The 18,020-nt window shown below is 41.7% G+C and carries 10 protein-coding genes; 5 read left to right on the forward strand and 5 right to left on the reverse strand.

What is annotated here, in order from left to right; genetic code table 11:
- Positions 1-43: 43 nt before the first annotated feature.
- Positions 44-3,211: a YfhO family protein gene (locus ATC1_RS03095; RefSeq protein WP_172667701.1), complete on the reverse strand. Its 3,168-nt coding sequence runs from the start codon at positions 3,209-3,211 to the stop codon at positions 44-46.
- Between the two features lie 487 nt (positions 3,212-3,698).
- On the opposite strand from ATC1_RS03095, the gene ATC1_RS03100 reads away from it, so the two are divergent.
- Together ATC1_RS03100 and ATC1_RS03110 are read left to right on the forward strand one after the other, a co-directional pair.
- On the forward strand, positions 3,699-4,877 hold the full coding sequence (locus ATC1_RS03100; RefSeq protein ID WP_062278296.1) for an integrase catalytic domain-containing protein: 1,179 nt from the start codon (positions 3,699-3,701) through the stop codon (positions 4,875-4,877).
- A 509-nt stretch (positions 4,878-5,386) separates the two neighbouring features.
- Positions 5,387-6,088: a DNA alkylation repair protein gene (locus ATC1_RS03110; RefSeq protein WP_062278300.1), complete on the forward strand. Its 702-nt coding sequence runs from the start codon at positions 5,387-5,389 to the stop codon at positions 6,086-6,088.
- A gap of 89 nt (positions 6,089-6,177) precedes the next feature.
- On the opposite strand, the gene ATC1_RS03115 is transcribed toward ATC1_RS03110, so the two are convergent.
- The 3 genes from ATC1_RS03115 to ATC1_RS03125 are packed head-to-tail and all read right to left on the reverse strand — an operon-like array spanning position 6,178 to position 9,586.
- A complete protein-coding gene (locus ATC1_RS03115; RefSeq protein ID WP_062278302.1) occupies positions 6,178-7,005 on the reverse strand; it encodes an FAD binding domain-containing protein in 828 nt (275 codons plus the stop codon).
- Positions 6,999-7,475 (reverse strand): (2Fe-2S)-binding protein, encoded by a 477-nt coding sequence (locus ATC1_RS03120; RefSeq protein ID WP_062278304.1) that lies wholly within the window; start codon positions 7,473-7,475, stop codon positions 6,999-7,001. The genes ATC1_RS03115 and ATC1_RS03120 overlap by 7 nt, the downstream gene beginning before the upstream one ends.
- Entirely contained in the window at positions 7,472-9,586 is a 2,115-nt protein-coding gene (locus tag ATC1_RS03125) for a xanthine dehydrogenase family protein molybdopterin-binding subunit (protein ID WP_062278306.1), read from the reverse strand. The genes ATC1_RS03120 and ATC1_RS03125 overlap by 4 nt, the downstream gene beginning before the upstream one ends.
- Before the next feature lie 668 nt (positions 9,587-10,254).
- Here ATC1_RS03125 and xdh point away from each other — a divergent pair.
- Positions 10,255-12,813 carry a selenium-dependent xanthine dehydrogenase gene (gene xdh / locus ATC1_RS03135; protein ID WP_062278975.1) on the forward strand — a complete coding sequence of 853 codons (2,559 nt, stop codon included), beginning with the start codon at positions 10,255-10,257 and terminating at the stop codon, positions 12,811-12,813.
- A gap of 168 nt (positions 12,814-12,981) precedes the next feature.
- On the opposite strand, the gene udk is transcribed toward xdh, so the two are convergent.
- Positions 12,982-13,614 (reverse strand): uridine kinase, encoded by a 633-nt coding sequence (gene udk / locus ATC1_RS03140; protein WP_062278310.1) that lies wholly within the window; start codon positions 13,612-13,614, stop codon positions 12,982-12,984.
- 379 nt (positions 13,615-13,993) lie between these two features.
- On the opposite strand from udk, the gene ATC1_RS03145 reads away from it, so the two are divergent.
- On the forward strand, positions 13,994-15,964 hold the full coding sequence (locus ATC1_RS03145) for a fructose-bisphosphatase class III (RefSeq protein ID WP_062278311.1): 1,971 nt from the start codon (positions 13,994-13,996) through the stop codon (positions 15,962-15,964).
- Positions 15,965-15,996: 32 nt separating this feature from the next.
- A complete protein-coding gene (locus ATC1_RS03150; RefSeq protein ID WP_152024209.1) occupies positions 15,997-17,721 on the forward strand; it encodes a DUF6311 domain-containing protein in 1,725 nt (574 codons plus the stop codon).
- Positions 17,722-18,020 lie beyond the last annotated feature (299 nt).

An 18,020-nucleotide genomic window follows, 5' to 3' on the forward strand; every position in this document is an offset into this window, starting at 1 on the left:
TTTGTTCTGCTGAAAATACTACAAATAATTCGATTGGAGAAATTTATTTTTTTCTCTGTCTCCGTACCATCGACACCCGCCAAATCACGATAATAATGAGAGAGACAGCTGTAATTCCCATACCTGGAATGAGGCCTTCCGGTAGGTAGATCATCTCAAAAGAATGATTTCCAGGAGATATTTTTACTGCCATTAAGGCATCAAATACTTTAACCGGAATCGTTCGCTTCCCGTCAATTCTCAAAATCCAGCTTTGATCATAGGGAATTGAAAAAAGAAGAAATCGTTTTTCTGAACCGACTGTGACATATCCTCGCAAATGAGAACTGGATATTTTTTCAATTTTCGCAGATTCCTGTTTCAGAAAGCCAAAATACGTTTCCAGCAGTTTAGCATCTTCAAAATAGAATTGCGCATTACGAACAGAATCAAGGATTTCATCGCTTTGAAAGTCCAGATTTAGATTCTGTTCTTTAACGTTGAAACGAAGGCGAATTCTGATGGATTCCCCAGGATTAAATTTGCCTAACGCGATGATTCCATATCGATCATTCATGAAATAATCTTTGAGTAATTTATTATTGACCGACAAATCGAAATAACTGACCAATTCCGCAGGAAAATAAGCGTACAACGTATCTGTACTGTCAGCTTTCAATTCCCAGGTGATCTCATTAATCGATGTGACGTCAGAACTCCAACACGGATTTGAAAAAGAACTTTTTTCAACAGTTGCTTTTCGATACAATGCCGGGAACTGATGATCCGTCATTCCGATGAGCATCTGATTTTGAACTTCAAAGAGGTCCTCTGTCAATGACCAGCTGCCCAATATATTATTTGAGACAGTAAAAGCTAACGGCAATGCATTTGGGTTTTGATAAACTGCAATTCCATTTTGTTCCAACCTTTTAGGATACGGTTCATATTGATCTGACTGAGGAGAAATAACATATTTGATTCCCAAAAGGCTGTCAACTGCCGCAGTCGATCCGTTGCCATAGTAATTCCAATAAAAAATCTGTTCGAACCCCAACCGTTGAAGAAAGTATAAGACAGCGCCATAGGTAGTGGAAGAATAATGACTCAATCCATTGTAGCCATACTTCATGGAATCATTTTTTCTGGCAGGGGCGGTTTGTTCCATCCGATAAAATGAGGTATCCATTGCTCGAACTTTTTCAATTAACGGCGTGATTTTTTGAACACTTTCCCGATAATGATCCACTGAATCAGACCCTTTCAATTCAATTGACCAGGTTTGATGTGCATTTACCGCGAGATTCAGTATACTGAAAACCATGATGAGGAATTTCATCATCAAAGCTACAGTATGTTTTTTAATATTTTCAGTATTTTGGAATTTCCGATTCAAAAAATAAATCAGGATACAGAAGAAAAAGCAAAGCAAAACATCGGCGTAAATCTCTTTAATTGTAAGGAAACCGTAATCCATTTTTTCAACGAGAACTCCCAAGGCGATGATCAGAAGGGAAGCAGTCGCAAGAAGGTTTGATGTGATTCCGGAAATCTCACACCAGCACTGGTATGCCAAATATATAACAACAAAGGAGAACAAAAACTCATAGCGGTACGGCCACCCGATTGGACTATTGAAACCATGCCAGATCATATCCAGAAGGCGGACATGGAATGAAATAGCGAGCATTGCCAACAGGCTGAACGATGCCAGCTTTTCTTTCCGGGTAATATTTCTGTTCAAGAAATAGAAAAGAGTAAGCAACTCCGGAAATATACCACTGAAAATGACCGGAATTCCCAGATTACCACGGTCAGAATCACTGTATGCCCCGGTAAAAATCTTAGGAATTAAATCAAACAGTTGAAAATTTGGCTCGAAAGTAAAATGATCGGGAGTCAGTTCTTTCGTTCCGTGCGACAACTGGACAATGGTCGGAATGAATAATAGGCAGGCAAGCCCGATGCCCAGCAGCGTCCCCAGACAATACTGCGGAAGAACGCGCTTGAACCGAATTGGATCTTGTTTGACAGTGCTGATCAGGATTCGATATATGACATAAAAAAATGAAAACAGACAAATCATATATCCAAAGTAAAAATTGATAAAGATGATTGCAGCCAGGGAAAAGACATACAGAAAGGGACCGTGCGAATAGAATATTTTTTCCAGACCAAGCAGAACCAACGGTAAGAAAATGACTCCATCGATGAAAAAATAATTTTCTGCATTCATGAGGGTATACCCCATTAATGCATAGGCTGTTGAAAAGATGATGGAAGAAAAATTCGGCCGGACACATTTCCGAAGGAAGATGTTACAGGTCAGTCCGCATAATCCAAAACGCAGCAGAATGATCAAGGCCGCCGCTTTCGGAAAATCTTCAACTGAAAAAAGGCAAGTAAGAAAATTTATCGGATTGGCAAGATAATATGCAAATAAACTCAGCATATCTCCGCCTAAGTTCTTGCTGAATGTGTAAAAGAGATTGTTGTTTTCGGTAAAAAATGTCTTTAAATATCCTAAATAGGCTGAATATTGCTGCTCCATATCCATGATCAGAAAAGTTTTTTGCCCAAAAGGAAAAACACCAATCAATGCTTCGACCAGCAGTAAGATACAAATCGGAAGAGCAAATGCAATGATTGCGATCAAGAATTCGTTCTGAAACCACGATTTGTCTGTTCGCATTTCATGATATTTTTGCATAAGGCGGCGAGGCTTGGAATAAAGGAAAACTGCAACTGCCTGTAAAAATGGAAAAATAAATCCGGCAAAAACAAACCCCAGAATCATTTTTTCGATCATTTCCGATATGAAAGAGTAGGAATATCCTGTTACGGGAACCGGATCAAGATCATTTCCAGTAAAATGAACAAATTCCATTTTCCCGTTATATAGCATCGAAATGGTTCCTTGTCCGTTTCGTGTATTCAAACATAGAACCGGAATATGATGCCGCAGTCCGTGATCTCGAAAAATTAGGTGCGCGTTTTCACTTTGGGTTGACAAATATCCCTCTTCGGATATTTTCCAGTCACCTTCTTTTTCAAATCTTGAATAGCTGATGTCAAATGAATGCTGATAATCCATGATTTTTGCGTCGGGTTCATCCGGCTTTTCAGCCCAATACGCCCAGTAAACATCAAATTCAGCATCTGGATCCAAATCCAGAACTTCAATCTCAAATTGATTCAGCAAATGAAAGGAAATCGTGTTTTCCTCATTCAACAGAAAAGATCCGCTGATTCCGAGGAACAAAGCAAGACAAATAATGAAAATTTCAGATATCTTTTTTCTTTTTATTAAACGTTGGATGAACCAGTAAAAACAACAAAAAGCAATGCTCAGGGAAATTAGAAAAGATATTTCATTTCTACTTAGATTTTCATCATTTTTTATCAGGAAAGCACTTCCCAGACAAAGTATGGATGCTGCGATCCAAAACCCAGAAAAAATTGTCCATAGCTGATTTTTCTTATGAATAAAATGAGTTATTGATTTCATACAAACAGTTTATTAATGGTGGATTATTTATCATATTGTATAAATGAAATTAAAATAGTAATAAATATTAAATTATATTGCATCCATTATACATGGTTATTCGAAAGAGATAGAAAAATCCAGCAAATCGACGTGAATCATAATTATTGTTACCCAAGAAGCATCGATGAATCAAAATAAATTGTTACCATAGGCTGCGGAGGAAAGGCTGATGGGTAACAAAATGAGTAAGAAAAGCAGGCTGGAATTAGCAACGCAAATACAATCCCGATATCTAAAAGCGAACAAGGCGGCGAAAGAAAAAATTCTCGATGAATTTGTAGAGAGTACCGGTTACCACAGGAAGACGGCGATACGCTTATTGCATTCAGATCTTCGGCCAAAGACGTTCAAAAAGAGACCTGGGCGAAAAAAGAAGTATCCACGAGAGATAATCGAAAAGTTGGAACGGCTGTACGAGATCAGCAATTATATCTGCGGACAGCGATTACAGCCATACATTTCCGAGCTGATAGATATACTGGAGCGATGCAATGAAATGTACTTCACCTCCGAGGAAAAACGTCTGCTAATCGAGATGAGTTCGGCAACTATCAATCGAAATCTGAGGGAATACAAGAAAAACCATCAAGGAAAAGGCAAAACCATGACGAAGCCCGGCGGATTACTCAAGAAACAGATTGCGATCCGAACGGGGATGGACTGGGATGATAATCGCCCTGGATTTCTGGAGATAGACCTTGTTGCTCATTGCGGGCAATCAGCAGCAGGAGCTTTCTTTTACACGTTGACAGCTACCGATGTATGCACCGGTTGGACAGATAACTTCATTCTCCGGAACAAATCAAAGGAAGCCGTTGTGGAAGTGATGACTTTGCTTGAATCCCTTTTACCTTATCCCATCCTTGGTATTGATTCTGATAATGGCTCCGAGTTCATCAACCATCTCCTTTTTGATTATTGCAATAATCAGGAAAGAAAGATAATCTTCACCCGATCAAGGCCTTACAGGAAGAACGATCAAGCTCATGTTGAACAAAAGAACTGGGCCGTAGTCAGACGTTTGCTTGGATACAACCGCTTCTATACTCCAGACCATTTTTCACTCATTCAGCGAATTTATCAACTGAACCATGTGTTCAATAATTTCTTCCAACCTGTACGTAAGACCATTGCCAGACCAGATAAAGATGCCGGTGTCTTTTCTCCTAAATACGAATCTGCTAAAACACCTTACCGTCGTATCCTCCTTCAATCTGGTGTCTTATCCATTCCTAAAAAGGCCTCTCTTGTAAACCTGTATATTGCATCAAATCCCGTCAAGATCCTTGCAGAAATCAATGATCTGCTCCGTATTCTTGCCGAAACTTCTTCTTATCAAACAAAGTAACGATAAAAAAACGATAAAAATTGGCTACTTGGGTTTTTCGCTTTGGGCCAATTCCTATCGTTTATGGTAAAATGCCCCTGCACTTCCAGGGGATAGAGCTCTGCTGGGGAGCAACTCGAGCACTGGATGTGCCCAATTTACTATCGTAGAGATGCCTACACATCTCTACATTTTTCGTGACCGTTGGGTAACATTTTTATTTGATTCTTCGATCCCCGCAAAGTAACATTTTCTTTTGATACACACCGAAATTCTATGAAAATGGAATTTCGATTTTCATTGTTGGATGTGAAAAATTTTTCATCTGTTGTTCGAAATATAGACTGGTTATTTGAATCAATCGGGAAAAACTCCATAAAAACAAAGAATCCCTCCCATATTTCGAATCGCTGTTATAAAATCACTCATGTGACACCAAATCGAAATAAGATAACAAATCGTCTCCCCTTTCTTATTTGATTTTTAAAATTTCATACTGATAAAATGGAATACGGAAGTAAGGTTGGCAAATGAATTTCAATACACGTGAACAACTGCTGGCAGTGGCTGATCCGCAATATCAGGCATTCAGCCTAAAACTTATTCCGGACGCTGGCCCTGTGCTCGGTGTCCGAATCCCGCTGATTCGGAAAATTGCTCGGGATATTGCCGCTGATGATTTTCGAAAATGGCTCTCCGAGTATGAATGCTATTGGCATGAAGAAATCCTGCTTCAGGGATTAGTCATCGGGTATGCCTCAATGGAAGCCGATGAGAGATTGGACTATATTCGGGCATTTCTTCCCAAAATTCATAATTGGGCGGTGTGTGACAGTTTCTGCAGCCAACTGAAATTTACTTTAAAACATAAAGAACTGGTTTGGGATTTTCTGCAGCCGTATTTTTCTTCTGAAAAAGAATTCGACGTCCGGTTTGCGGTTGTTATGTCACTATGTTTTTTTATTGATGATCAACATATCAGGCAAATCTTTACCCGTATGGATCAGATCAATCATGATGGGTATTATGCAAAAATGGCTGTTGCCTGGGCAATATCGGTTTGTTATGTTACCTTCCCGGAATTAACAAGATCTTTTCTGGCGCAGGATCGCCTGGATGACTTCACGCATAACAAATCGCTGCAAAAAATAACAGAGTCCTACCGTATTAGCTCCGATGAGAAAATCCTGATTCGAACATTGAAACGGAAAACGAACGGAAATTCCCACTGATTTAAAAAAAGAATATAAATCGAAAAGATAAAAAAAGACATCTTCACATGATTTTGCGAAGATGTCTTTCAGATTTATAAATCGAATTTTTAGATTCCGTTCTGAGTCAGAAAATCTTCCAGCAGATTCATACAAACACTTTTTCGGTACTCAGCAGAAACTCTGCCCCGAATCGGAACAATGGCCTGTTCATAATTAGCAATGAATTGGCTGCGGATAGATTTTGCTTCTGCGATCGATTTCCCGACAAACAGCGCCTCAAGATCACGGAATCGAAGAACTGTGTCAGCAACAGAGCCAAAAGCCATGGCACAGCGAGTGATGATTCCATTTTCCGTTGTGAATATTCCGGCAAAAGCCACTCGCGAAATTGCTAATGCCTGTCTTGCGCCAACTTTTTTATAATAATAATGTTCCAGCCCCTGTTTGGGAACCAAAATTTCAACCAGCAGCTCATCTTTTTGTAATACAGTTTTTCCGCGCCCGACATAAAAATCTTCAATCGGAAGAATTCGCTCACCCGACGTATTGCAGATGCGGAGTTTGGCGTCCGCAACGTAAAAAATCAGTGCAGTGTCAGCCTTCGGAGATGCATTGCAAATATTACCGCCAGCCGTTCCCATATTGCGAATTGCTGGAGCTGCCAGATAATCAATGGCATCTTTTAAAATCTGCGGTGACAAAGAATTTTCAAAGATTTCCGTGTACGTACAAGCAGCGCCAATGTGTAAATACTGCTCATCTGAATAAATCCTGCGCAACTCAGGAATTTTATTCAGGAAGAGATAGACAGCGTCTTCTTTTGCATCCACCATCAAGTCTGTTCCACCGGCATACGGCGTTACATCGATTTCAGATCGAATTTTCAGCGCGTCTGCCAAATTATCAACCAAATAACCGTTGGAAAAAGTTACCATAATCCTTTCCCCTCTCTGGCTGCAATTTTTACTGCCTCCACAATCGCATTGTATCCTGTACAACGACACAGGTTGCCGGAGATCCCTTTCCGGATTTCAGCATCGGTCGGATTTGGATTTTTTGCCAACAGTGCTTCACAAGCCAGAACCATTCCCGGAATACAGAACCCGCATTGCACTGCGCTTGTTTGCGCATAAGCGTCAGAAAGCGCCTGAAATCGTTTCGTTTTGCTGTACCCTTCGATTGTCACTACTTCACTGCCCTCTATACTACCCATTGCAACCATACAGGAATTTGCCAGAACTCCGTTCAGAAGGACGGAACAAGCGCCACATTCACCCTCTTTGCAGCCGCACTTCACACCGGTTAATTTGAAATCCTCGCGCAGTACATCCAGCAACCGTTCATTCGCATGTCGGTCTGAAGTAACTTTTTCTCCATTTAATGTAAAGTGAATCTGTCCGTTCATTTCTTAAAAGCCTCCAAAACTTTCATGGTGTCTTCCTGTGAGAAAGGCGTATGATGCAAATTCACACCCAGAGCATTTTCCATCGCCTCAACATATGCTGGTGCTCCGCCAACTGCCGGTAATTCTCCTGCTCCTTTGCCGCCAAATGGTCCGTTATCGTACGTGTTTTCTACAACTTCGGTTTCCAGATGAGGAACATCCATGGAAGTCGGGATGATGTAATCGCTGAAACTATTGTTGCGGATCACGCCTTTGTCATTCACATCCAGTAACTCCATCGATCCGTATCCGATTGCCTGCAGAAATCCGCCCTGCATCTGACCTTTAATGATTGCCATGTCAATCGGAGTGCCTACGTCATAGACACCCCAGGCTCCAACAATCTCAGTTGTTGCAGTCAGTGTGTCTACTTTGACCTCGACGGCATTAGCGCTCCATGAATAATCCGGATAAGGATCGCCCTGAAACTTACTTAAATCCCAGGGTATCATAAAATCCGGATGGACGTATTTTTCAACGAATTCCTGATATTCCCCCGGTTTCCAGTCCCGTTTCAATTTTTCAGCAGCTCGTTGTAGCAATTTACCGACGACCATCAATGAACGGCTGGCAGCAGTCGGGCCTGAATTTGGAACGCGGTCGGTATCCGGGTTCTGGACAATGATCCGTTCCAGTGGAATCTCCAGCGTATCCGATGCAATTTTCGCAAAAGCGGTCTTTAAGCCCTGTCCCATATCGGTTCCAGCTGTCAGTAATTCGACGGTATCATCTGTGTTTTTTACAATCTTGACGACACCTTTAATCAGATCCCGCTCTCCACTGCCGGTAAATCCACAGCCATGATAAACGAGCGAGAGACCGATACCAGAGCGGTATCGGCCGGTCTGATTTCGAAATGCTTCCCGTTTTTTGCGAAAATCTGACATTTGATCCAATTTTTCAATCATTTCAGGAAATGGTATATGAAAATGATATTTTCCGCTGGTAGCCGAGTCGTCTCCCTGTTTGACTACCATGCTTTCTTTCAGGCTTAAGGAGTCCATGCCGATTTCTTTGGCAAGATGATCCATAAACATTTCTATCGCAAAAAAAGTTTGAGGTCCGCCAAATCCGCGGAAAGCGCCGTTCGGAACCGTGTTTGTCTTCACTCCTTTTCCTCTGACGCGCAAATTTTTAAAATTGTAGACACCAGTCGCACAAATCAAACCGCGCTGCAATACTACCGGAGAGAGTGTTGTGTAAGCGCCGCAGTTATATACAATATCGGCGTCAATTCCCGTTATTTTGCCATTCTTGATTGCCGCACGATAGTGCATTTTTGCAGGATGACGTTTCGGAGAACAAATGATATCCTCACTGCGATCAAAAACTACCTTGACCGGTTTTCCCGTTTTATAGGCTGCAACAGCGACTTGACATCCCAAAATGGATGGATAATCTTCCTTGCCACCAAATGCCCCGCCCATTTCTTCCTGGATGACTTGTACTTTGTCGGACTCAAGTCCCATGGCTCTCTTAACTGCAGTATGCACATAATAAGGACATTGCATAGAACCGCGCACAATGCTCTTCCCATTCTCATAAAAACCGATCATACCCTGCACTTCCATATAGGTATGTTCCTGATAACCGGTTTGAAAGTCCTCTTCGATAATTTTGTCCGCTTCCCGAAAAGCTGTCTCCCAGTCTCCTTTGGTATAACCATATTGGTAAAAGATGGTTTCCGATTTCATCATATCCAGGACAGGTTCTTTTTCGTCATAGACCACTTTAATCAGTTTCATTAACCGATTTACAACTTTCAAGTCTTTGCCGGCAACCATCAGAATCGGTTCACCCACATAATTAACCGTGCCATCTGAAAAAACCGGTGTGTCATCATCGACAATATGCACACTATTGATTCCGGGAATGTCATTCTTATCGATTACAAAATAACCTTCAGGAAGATCAGGAATCAGGATTTCTTTAATGTCGGCACACGCAACAGTGGATCGGACGATTTTTCCATGCAGCATTCCTTCAAATGAAAGGTCATCCACATATTTTGCGCTTCCGCTGATTTTCGGAAAATGATCCCTTTTGGGGATGGACTTACTGATTGATTCCATAGATGTGCTCCTGTTTTTTCGAAGATCGATCTGAAATTATTGTCTTTTTCAGTTTTCGTTTTTCTGCTTCGGTTGCTAAAGTATACTTTTTTTTCTGATTCTTTTGCAAACAAATAGATTGATTCCAGTTATGCAAAATATGAAAAGAATTCATTATTGTTCTTGATTGATTCGAAAAGTCAATCCAAATTTCGAACTGTAAATGAGATCCTGTCAAAGTGCTGAATTCCATCACCAGATTTCAAGGAGGCGTGATCTCCAGTGGTCGATTTTCTGCCCTTTTCTCGGTAAGAACAGCAATGAACCATCATAATAATCTTTGGTTCGATTATTCTACATTCAAATATATTTGTCAAACTTGTCTGACATGGAATATTTCCTTTAATTGTCTGACAAATATCATCAATTTTTATAATACAATGGAGAAAACACACTGAGATGAAGCTGATTCTCGACAGAATTTCGGTAAAAATGTGCTTTATTCACATCAATCTGTTGCGTTGACAGCTCGAAAACTTTTCAATATGATTGATCTATAACAGCAAATCTTCTTACTTAATAGAAAGACAGGACTTTTCGGAATTATCGGTTCTGCGAGGATGCCAAAACAGGAATGGTATCGAAAAAGGAAAGATTATCCAAATTTGTTGTTTTCGGAGCGTGCAAACATGATTACTTTTTATGTTAATGGGAAAAAAATAGAAACAAATTCTCAGAAAAAATTGCTTCCGTTTCTGCGCGATGATCTGAGACTGACTTCGGTGAAAGATGGCTGCAGCGAGGGCGCATGTGGAGCTTGTACCGTATTGGTGGACGGCAAGAAAACGAAATCATGCCTGATTAAGCTTTCCTCTTTGGATGGAAAATCAGTGATCACGGTCGATGGGCTTTCGGAAAGGGAAAAAGAAGTCTATACACACTGTTTCGCAGAAGCGGGGGCTGTTCAATGCGGTTATTGCACGCCTGGAATGATTATCGCTGCAAAGAGTTTGCTGGATACAAATCTTGAGCCATCCCGTGAAGAGATTAAGGCTGCACTAAAAGGGAACATTTGCCGCTGTACCGGATATGTGAAAATTGAGGAAGCCATTCGAAACGCTGCAAAATTTTTCCGCGAAGATTTGCCGATTCCTCAAAAAGAAATCGATGGATCTTTGAGCCATCGATTTAAAAGAGTTGATGCAGCTGAGAAGATCCTGGGAACAGGCGAATTTGTGGATGATATCATCCTGCCGGATATGATCTATGCAAAAGCCTTGCGTACCAGATATCCTCGAGCTGTGATACGTTCCATTGACATTTCCAAGGCGCAAGCGCATCCGGATTGTGTCAAAATTTTGACTGCAGCGGATGTTCCAAACAATATTTGCGGACACGTCAAACAAGACTGGGATGTGATGATACCGGTAGGAAAAACAACCCGATATATCGGCGATGCACTCGCACTTGTCGCTGCAAACCATCAGGAAAGTCTGGATGAGATCATTCAACTGATCGAAGTTGAATATACAGAACTGATACCGATTACCGACCCCAAAGAAGCGATGAAACCGGACGCTCCAAGGATCCATGAAGAAGGAAATATTTTAAGTCAGGAACATTTGAAAAGAGGTGATTCAGAGAAAGCCATCGCCGAATCCGATTATGTCGTGACGCAAACCTATTCCACACCTTTCGGCGAACATGCATTTATGGAACCGGAATGTGCCATAGCAGCGCCAGAAGGGGATGATGGATTGCTGGTTTTTACCGCTTCACAATCTGTATATGATGAACAACATGAGATTTCCCGTATGTTGAAAATTCCGGCTGAAAAAGTTCATTGCGTTTCAAAACTGGTTGGCGGAGGATTTGGCGGGAAAGAGGATATGTCTGTTCAACATCACGCAGCGCTGATGGCCTGGTTCACCAAGAAACCGGTAAAAGTGAAATTTTCACGACAGGAAAGTATTAACTATCATGTCAAACGGCATGCAATGGAGCTGGAATTCACTACTGCCTGTGATAAAAACGGCAATTTGACTGCATTAAAAGCGGTGATAATCGCCGATACCGGAGCTTATGCATCATTGGGAGGACCGGTTCTGCAGCGGGCATGCACTCATGCCGGCGGCCCTTATCATTATCAGAATGTGGATATAACCGGAATTGCAGTCTATACCAATAATGTAGTCGCCGGCGCTTTCCGGGGTTTTGGTGTTACGCAGAGCTGTTTTGCAATCGAAAACAATCTGAATCTCCTGGCAGAAAAAGTTGGCATTTCACCCTGGGAAATGCGCATGCGAAATGCGATCCGTCCTGGAGAGGTATTGCCTAATGGACAAATTGCTGACGCAAATACGGCACTTGTTGAAAGCATACTTGCTGTTAAAGAAGAATTCGAATCGCATCCGTATGCCGGTATTGCCTGCGGTTTTAAGAACAGCGGTTTAGGTGTCGGTGTAGAGGATGCGGGACGTTGCATCCTATCCGTTGAAAACGGAAAAATTCATATCCGTACTTCTGCGGCTTGTATGGGGCAGGGTGTCGGTACGATGTGCACTCAGATCGTTTATCAAGTTACAAAAATTAATCCGGAGTTAATGGTTCATGAGCGAGCTGATACCAGCCGAACACCTGATGCCGGGACCAGTACGGCTTCCCGCCAGACGCTTCTGACTGGCGAGGCAGTAAAACGTGCAGCGCTGTTGCTGCAAAATGAGCTGGAAACCGGTAAGACCTTGCAGGATTTAGAGGGACAAGAATTCTTTGGCGAATTTGTTCCGGTTACTGATCCGATGGGATCTTCCAAACAGAATCCGGTAAGCCATGTCGCGTACAGTTACGGAACCGTTGTGGTAATTTTGGATGAACAGGGAAAAGTTCAAAAAGTGACAACAGCCTATGATGCCGGTACTCCAGTCAACCTGCAGGCGATTGAAGGTCAGATTGAGGGTGGAACTGTTATGGGTTTAGGACTGGCGCTGACCGAAGATTTTCCAATGAAGGATGGTTGGCCGCAAGTCAGATATGGCACCTTAGGTTTACTGCGCTCGACAGAAGTCCCAGAGATTGAGGTAAAGCTGGTCAAAGCTGAAAACCTTGAACCACTTTATACATTCGGGGCGAAAGGTATCGGTGAGTTGTGTCTGATACCGGTAGCGCCTGCCTGTGCGCATGCCTATTATCGCCTTGACGGAAAATTTCGGACATCACTCCCGTTGAAGGGGACATTTTACAAAAAGTGATCCCCCGATTCAGCGGCGATTCGACATAGTTATTCGAAATTTGGAAAAGTTTTTTGAGAAATAAGCGAATACTTGTTCAAAGAGCTGATCCAATTTTCGAATTACGGTTGATTCATGGGCTATTTGGGGGATCTTGAAATCAATGTCGGATTTCTGAATTCCCTACCTTTAAATCAGATAGGAGCGTATTCGCGCGGCAACCATGTCCAACGCGATCGTATTTTTGCCGCCTCTCGGCACGATGACATCCGCATAGCGTTTGGACGGTTCAACAAATGCATCATGCATCGGGCGAACTTCCTGCAGGTATTGGTTGTAGACCGATTCGATTGTTCTGCCGCGATTTTCAATATCCCGTTTCAAGCGGCGCATAAAACGGATATCTGCATCCGTATCCACAAAAATCTTCACGTCCATAATTTCGCGCAGCTCTTTGATCGCAAAAATCAGAATTCCCTCCACCAGTATTACCGGCTGTGGCATGATGTGGATCACTTCCGCTGTTCGGGTATGCGTCACAAAACTATATACTGGAATATCAACACTTTTCCCGGCTTTCAAATCGAGAATGTGTTTGACTAACAGATCAGTTTCCAGAGAATCCGGATGATCGAAATTTTGTTTAATGCGCTCTTCAAGCGGCAAATGACTTAGATCTTTGTAATAGGAATCATGCGACAGATAAACGATCCGGTCTGTTTTCAGCCTTGCCACAAGCTCTTGGGAGAAAGTTGTTTTTCCGGATCCAGTTCCTCCGGCAATTCCGATTGTAATAGGGACATGAGGAGTATTTTCAATCATGCCCTAATTATACATGTCTATGACGACCAAAATGCAACAATTTGAAATACAGCAATTCGAAATTTGAATTAAATTTTTGAATCAGTCAAGAAAGTTTGTTGTCTTATGGTTTTGCGCGAAGCGCAAAACCATAAGAACTACAAAGAATTCTTTTCATATATCGAATTACTGATCGTGATCAGAAACCGGTATCATCAAGTACAATTCAAAAGAAGTCATTCATTTTTATTTGGATTCAGGAAAAATGCGTTATATCGCGAAATTTTTACATAGCGGATATCAATTACAGGATTCACATCCTGCCATTGAGAAATATACACGACCTGAGTGGATGTCTTTAAATTAAATAATTCATGGAATAAAGGAAATCGTCCGAGAAATGGAAGTAAAAGACCAATTTGATATTAAATATCTTTCCCTGCTTTCAGAAAACTATCCTACGATTCATGATGCGTCTACAGAAATTATCAATCTGCAGGCAATTATGCAGCTTCCAAAAGGAACGGAACATTTTCTCAGTGATATACATGGTGAACATGAAGCATTTACACATATTATCAATAACGCGTCTGGAGAAATCCGACAGAAAGTTGATAAACTGTTCAGTAACATACTGACATCCAGCGAGCGAGCACAATTCTCAACGCTGATTTATTATCCGGAAGAAAAACTTAAGGAGATAAAAGAATCGGATCTGCCGGATATGGATGAATGGTACAAAATTACACTCCATCGACTCATCGATCTGTGCCATCTGATTTCCTCCAAATATTCGCGATCAAGAGTCAGAAAATCACTACCGGCTGATTTTGATTTTGTAATTGATGAGCTGATCAACGCAGAAAAAACTGCTCGCGAAGAGTATTACGAAAGCATCATTGACACAATCGTTGATATCGGTAATGCGGATGAATTTATCGTTGCTCTGGCATCAGTCGCAAAACGGCTTATTGTGGACAGGCTGCATATTGTGGGCGATTTATTCGACAGGGGCTCCCGCCCGGATATCATCATCGATATGCTGTCACAGCATCACGCTGTCGATATCCAATGGGGAAACCATGATGTTTTGTGGATGGGTGCAGCTTCCGGTTCCATGGCTTGCATCGCTGTTGTTTTAAATAACTCCATCAAATACGGGAATCTCGATTGTCTTGAAACTGCATATGGAATCAATCTCAGGCCGTTAGCGTTATTTGCTCAGGAAAACTATAAGTACTCCAAACGGTTCAGTCTGAAGCAACCAACAGGAAGTATGAAATCGCAGGATACAGCCCTATTGTCAAAAATGTATCAGGCTGTCAGCATGATTCAATTCAAACTGGAAGGACAAATCATCCGAAGGCACCCGGAATATCACATGGCTGACCGGTTGTTATTAAACAAAATTGATTATACAAAAGGGACCATCCAGATCGGTGATAAGGATTATCCATTGGATATCCGCGATTTTCCTGCGATGAATCCCGAGGATCCTTATTTGCTGACGCCACAGGAACAACAAGTAATGGAGCAGCTTGTACTGTCCTTCAGGAGCAGTTACAAACTGCAGCGGCAGATTCGATTTTTATATGCAGCCGGATCGATCTATCTTCTGGTCAACAACAACCTGCTTTTTCATGGCTGCATTCCAATGGATGAGGACGGCACTTTTCAGCCATTTATTTCACAAGGAAAATCTTATGCCGGTAAAGCATTTTTCGATTATGCTGATAAAATGGCACGTCTGGGATATTACGCGCAGGAAGACACCCAGGAAAAAATGGACGGTGAAGATTTTTTGTGGTTCTTATGGTGCGGTAGAAACTCTCCTCTGTTTGGGAGAGACCGCATTACAACTTTTGAAAGACTTTTTATTGATGACACAACAGCCTGGATTGAAAAAGATAATCCATATTACAGTCAAATCGAAAATCCTGAAATCTGCAGAAAATTATTCGATGAATTCAATCTGAACTGGGAAACCGGCCATATCATCAACGGGCATGTTCCCGTAAATGTTAAAGGCGGGGAATCCCCTATTAAAGGCGGAGGGAAAATTATCGTCATTGACGGTGGTTTTTGCAGAGCTTATCAGGCAAAAACGGGTATTGCAGGATATACCTTGATTTATGATTCCCATGGAATGCGGATTGCTTCCCATGAACCGTTTTCAGGAACAATGAATGCCATTAAAAAGAACAGCGATATCCTTTCACAGGAAATGGTTTTTGAAACTCCTGCAGAGCGATTAACAGTGGCTGACACCGATTCCGGTTTTGAAATAAAAGCACGTACAGAAGAACTAAAAGTACTGCTGCAGGCATATCGGCTGGGGATCATTAAAGAACGGAATACGGAATCAGACTGATTTTCTAAAGGATTGACTGCTGATAGAACCCTATGAGATTAATAAAGCCGCGTTTCTCATCACGAATGGAAGGATTCTCTGTTCCATTTTTTGGTTTTTTGCTGGGCATCCTCGTCTTTCTGGCAATTTACGGTGTCGAACCGCTCAGAGTAACCGGATCTGGCTGGATTTTTCAGGGCGTGATCGAATCTGATATTCTGCAGCATTATGCCGGATGGATGTTTTTCAGGGATTCACCATGGACATGGCCTTTAGGATTGGCTTTGAATATGGGATATCCTTACGGCGCAAATATTTCCTATACGGATTCCATCCCGATTGTGTCCATCTTTTTTAAAGCGATTTCCGCCTGGCTGCCTGAACATTTTCAATTTTTCGGTCTTTATACGTTGCTCAGCTTTGCGCTGCAAGGGGCTGCCGCTGCTTTACTGCTACGTCTGTTCACCAAAGAAAAAGTTCCAGCATTATTGGGAACTGCAATATTCCTGTTTTCCTCCTGCATGATCGAACGGGCTTTTCGACACACAGCGCTTGCTTCCCATTGGCTGATTCTTTTTGCATTATTTCTCTATATTAAAAGTGTCCGGAATCACGACTGGCGCTGGATTGGCGGTTTTGGTATATTGAATCTGCTGGCGATCGGGATTCATCCGTATTTGTTCGTCATGGTATTTGTCATTTTTTGTGCTGCTTTTCTCAGCCTTCTAATCGATCACTCTGAAGGAAACTGCATCCGCAAAAAGATTTGCTTTTCTTTTCTTCTTATTCTGCTGATCACCTTTGCCTCCGGATCTGCCATTGGTCTGTTCGAAAACGATCAGGTCAAACCTGCAGGAGGATTCGGTTTTTATTCATTGAATCTGAATCAAATTTACAATCCAACTGCCAAAGGGATGGAACAATGGTCAGCGCTGCTGCCGAAACAACCTCAGGAAGAGGGACAGGAAGATGGTTTGTATTATCTGGGAGCAGGAATCCTTCTGTTCTCCATGATTCTGTTTCTCCGCGTGATCAGTCTTGCGGCTTTTTCACCGCATCAACGAGCAGCCCTTTGGCAAAAAGCAAAAATTCTGACAAGCAAGTATTTTATACTCTTAATAACTTGCCTGTTGTTATTATTATTTGCCCTGAGTAACCGAATCACCTGGAATCAAACTGTCATTGCAGCCTACCCGCTTCCTGATCGTGTCGTTTCAATGTTCAATATATTTCGCTCCAGTGGCCGTTTTTTCACGGTCGTCTATTATCTTTGGTTCTTAACAGTAATCATCGGAGTTTTCAGATTCTTCAAAAAGCGGAAAAATATCGTTCTGTTTGTTTTGCTGATTATTCAAATTTGCGATATGGCACCGGCATTGAAAGAAAAATATACGTATTTCCATCAACGCTATGAAAAGCCGTATATCGCAGAAATTTGGACGCACATTGCTCAGAATTATTCGAAAGTCATCGTTATCGGCGAAAACCGCGATCTGCAACTGGCAGGATGGATAGGCGATCACCATTTGAAAACCAATATGATGTTCTCCGCTCCCGTACATCTCAACCGTTTCTGGGAAAAAACAAAAGAAGAGCGTGATGAACTGCTGGAGCGAATCATACGTGGAGAAGAATTGGAGAAAGACGCAGTCTATTTATTTGACTCAGAAGCGATATTACCGGAAATTTCTGCCGGATTGAATTCCGCTTATGAAATTATCCGAACAGATAATTACTACCACGTTTACTACATCATCCTCCCCAGGGAAAGCGGATAACAGTCATTCGAAATTTGATAAAGCCTTATGAAAAAAAGAGAAAGCTTGTTGTAGTGTTGTTTTTACGCTTCGCGCAAAAACAACACTACAACAATGAATTCTTTTCATATTTCGAACAGCCGATGAAAGAAATTACACATCCGATCATGAAAATTGAATTCTATTTTCATAGGAATTGCTGAGCGGATAAAGACCATCGATTCGAAATTGTGATTGGATTTATAAAATACTGGCAGACAAAAATCAGCATTTTGGTTGATGCAAGAATCAGAATTACAATTGATTGCAGGATGGAAAAG

Source organism: Flexilinea flocculi, assembly GCF_001192795.1.
In the GTDB taxonomy this organism is placed as follows: domain Bacteria; phylum Chloroflexota; class Anaerolineae; order Anaerolineales; family Anaerolineaceae; genus Flexilinea; species Flexilinea flocculi.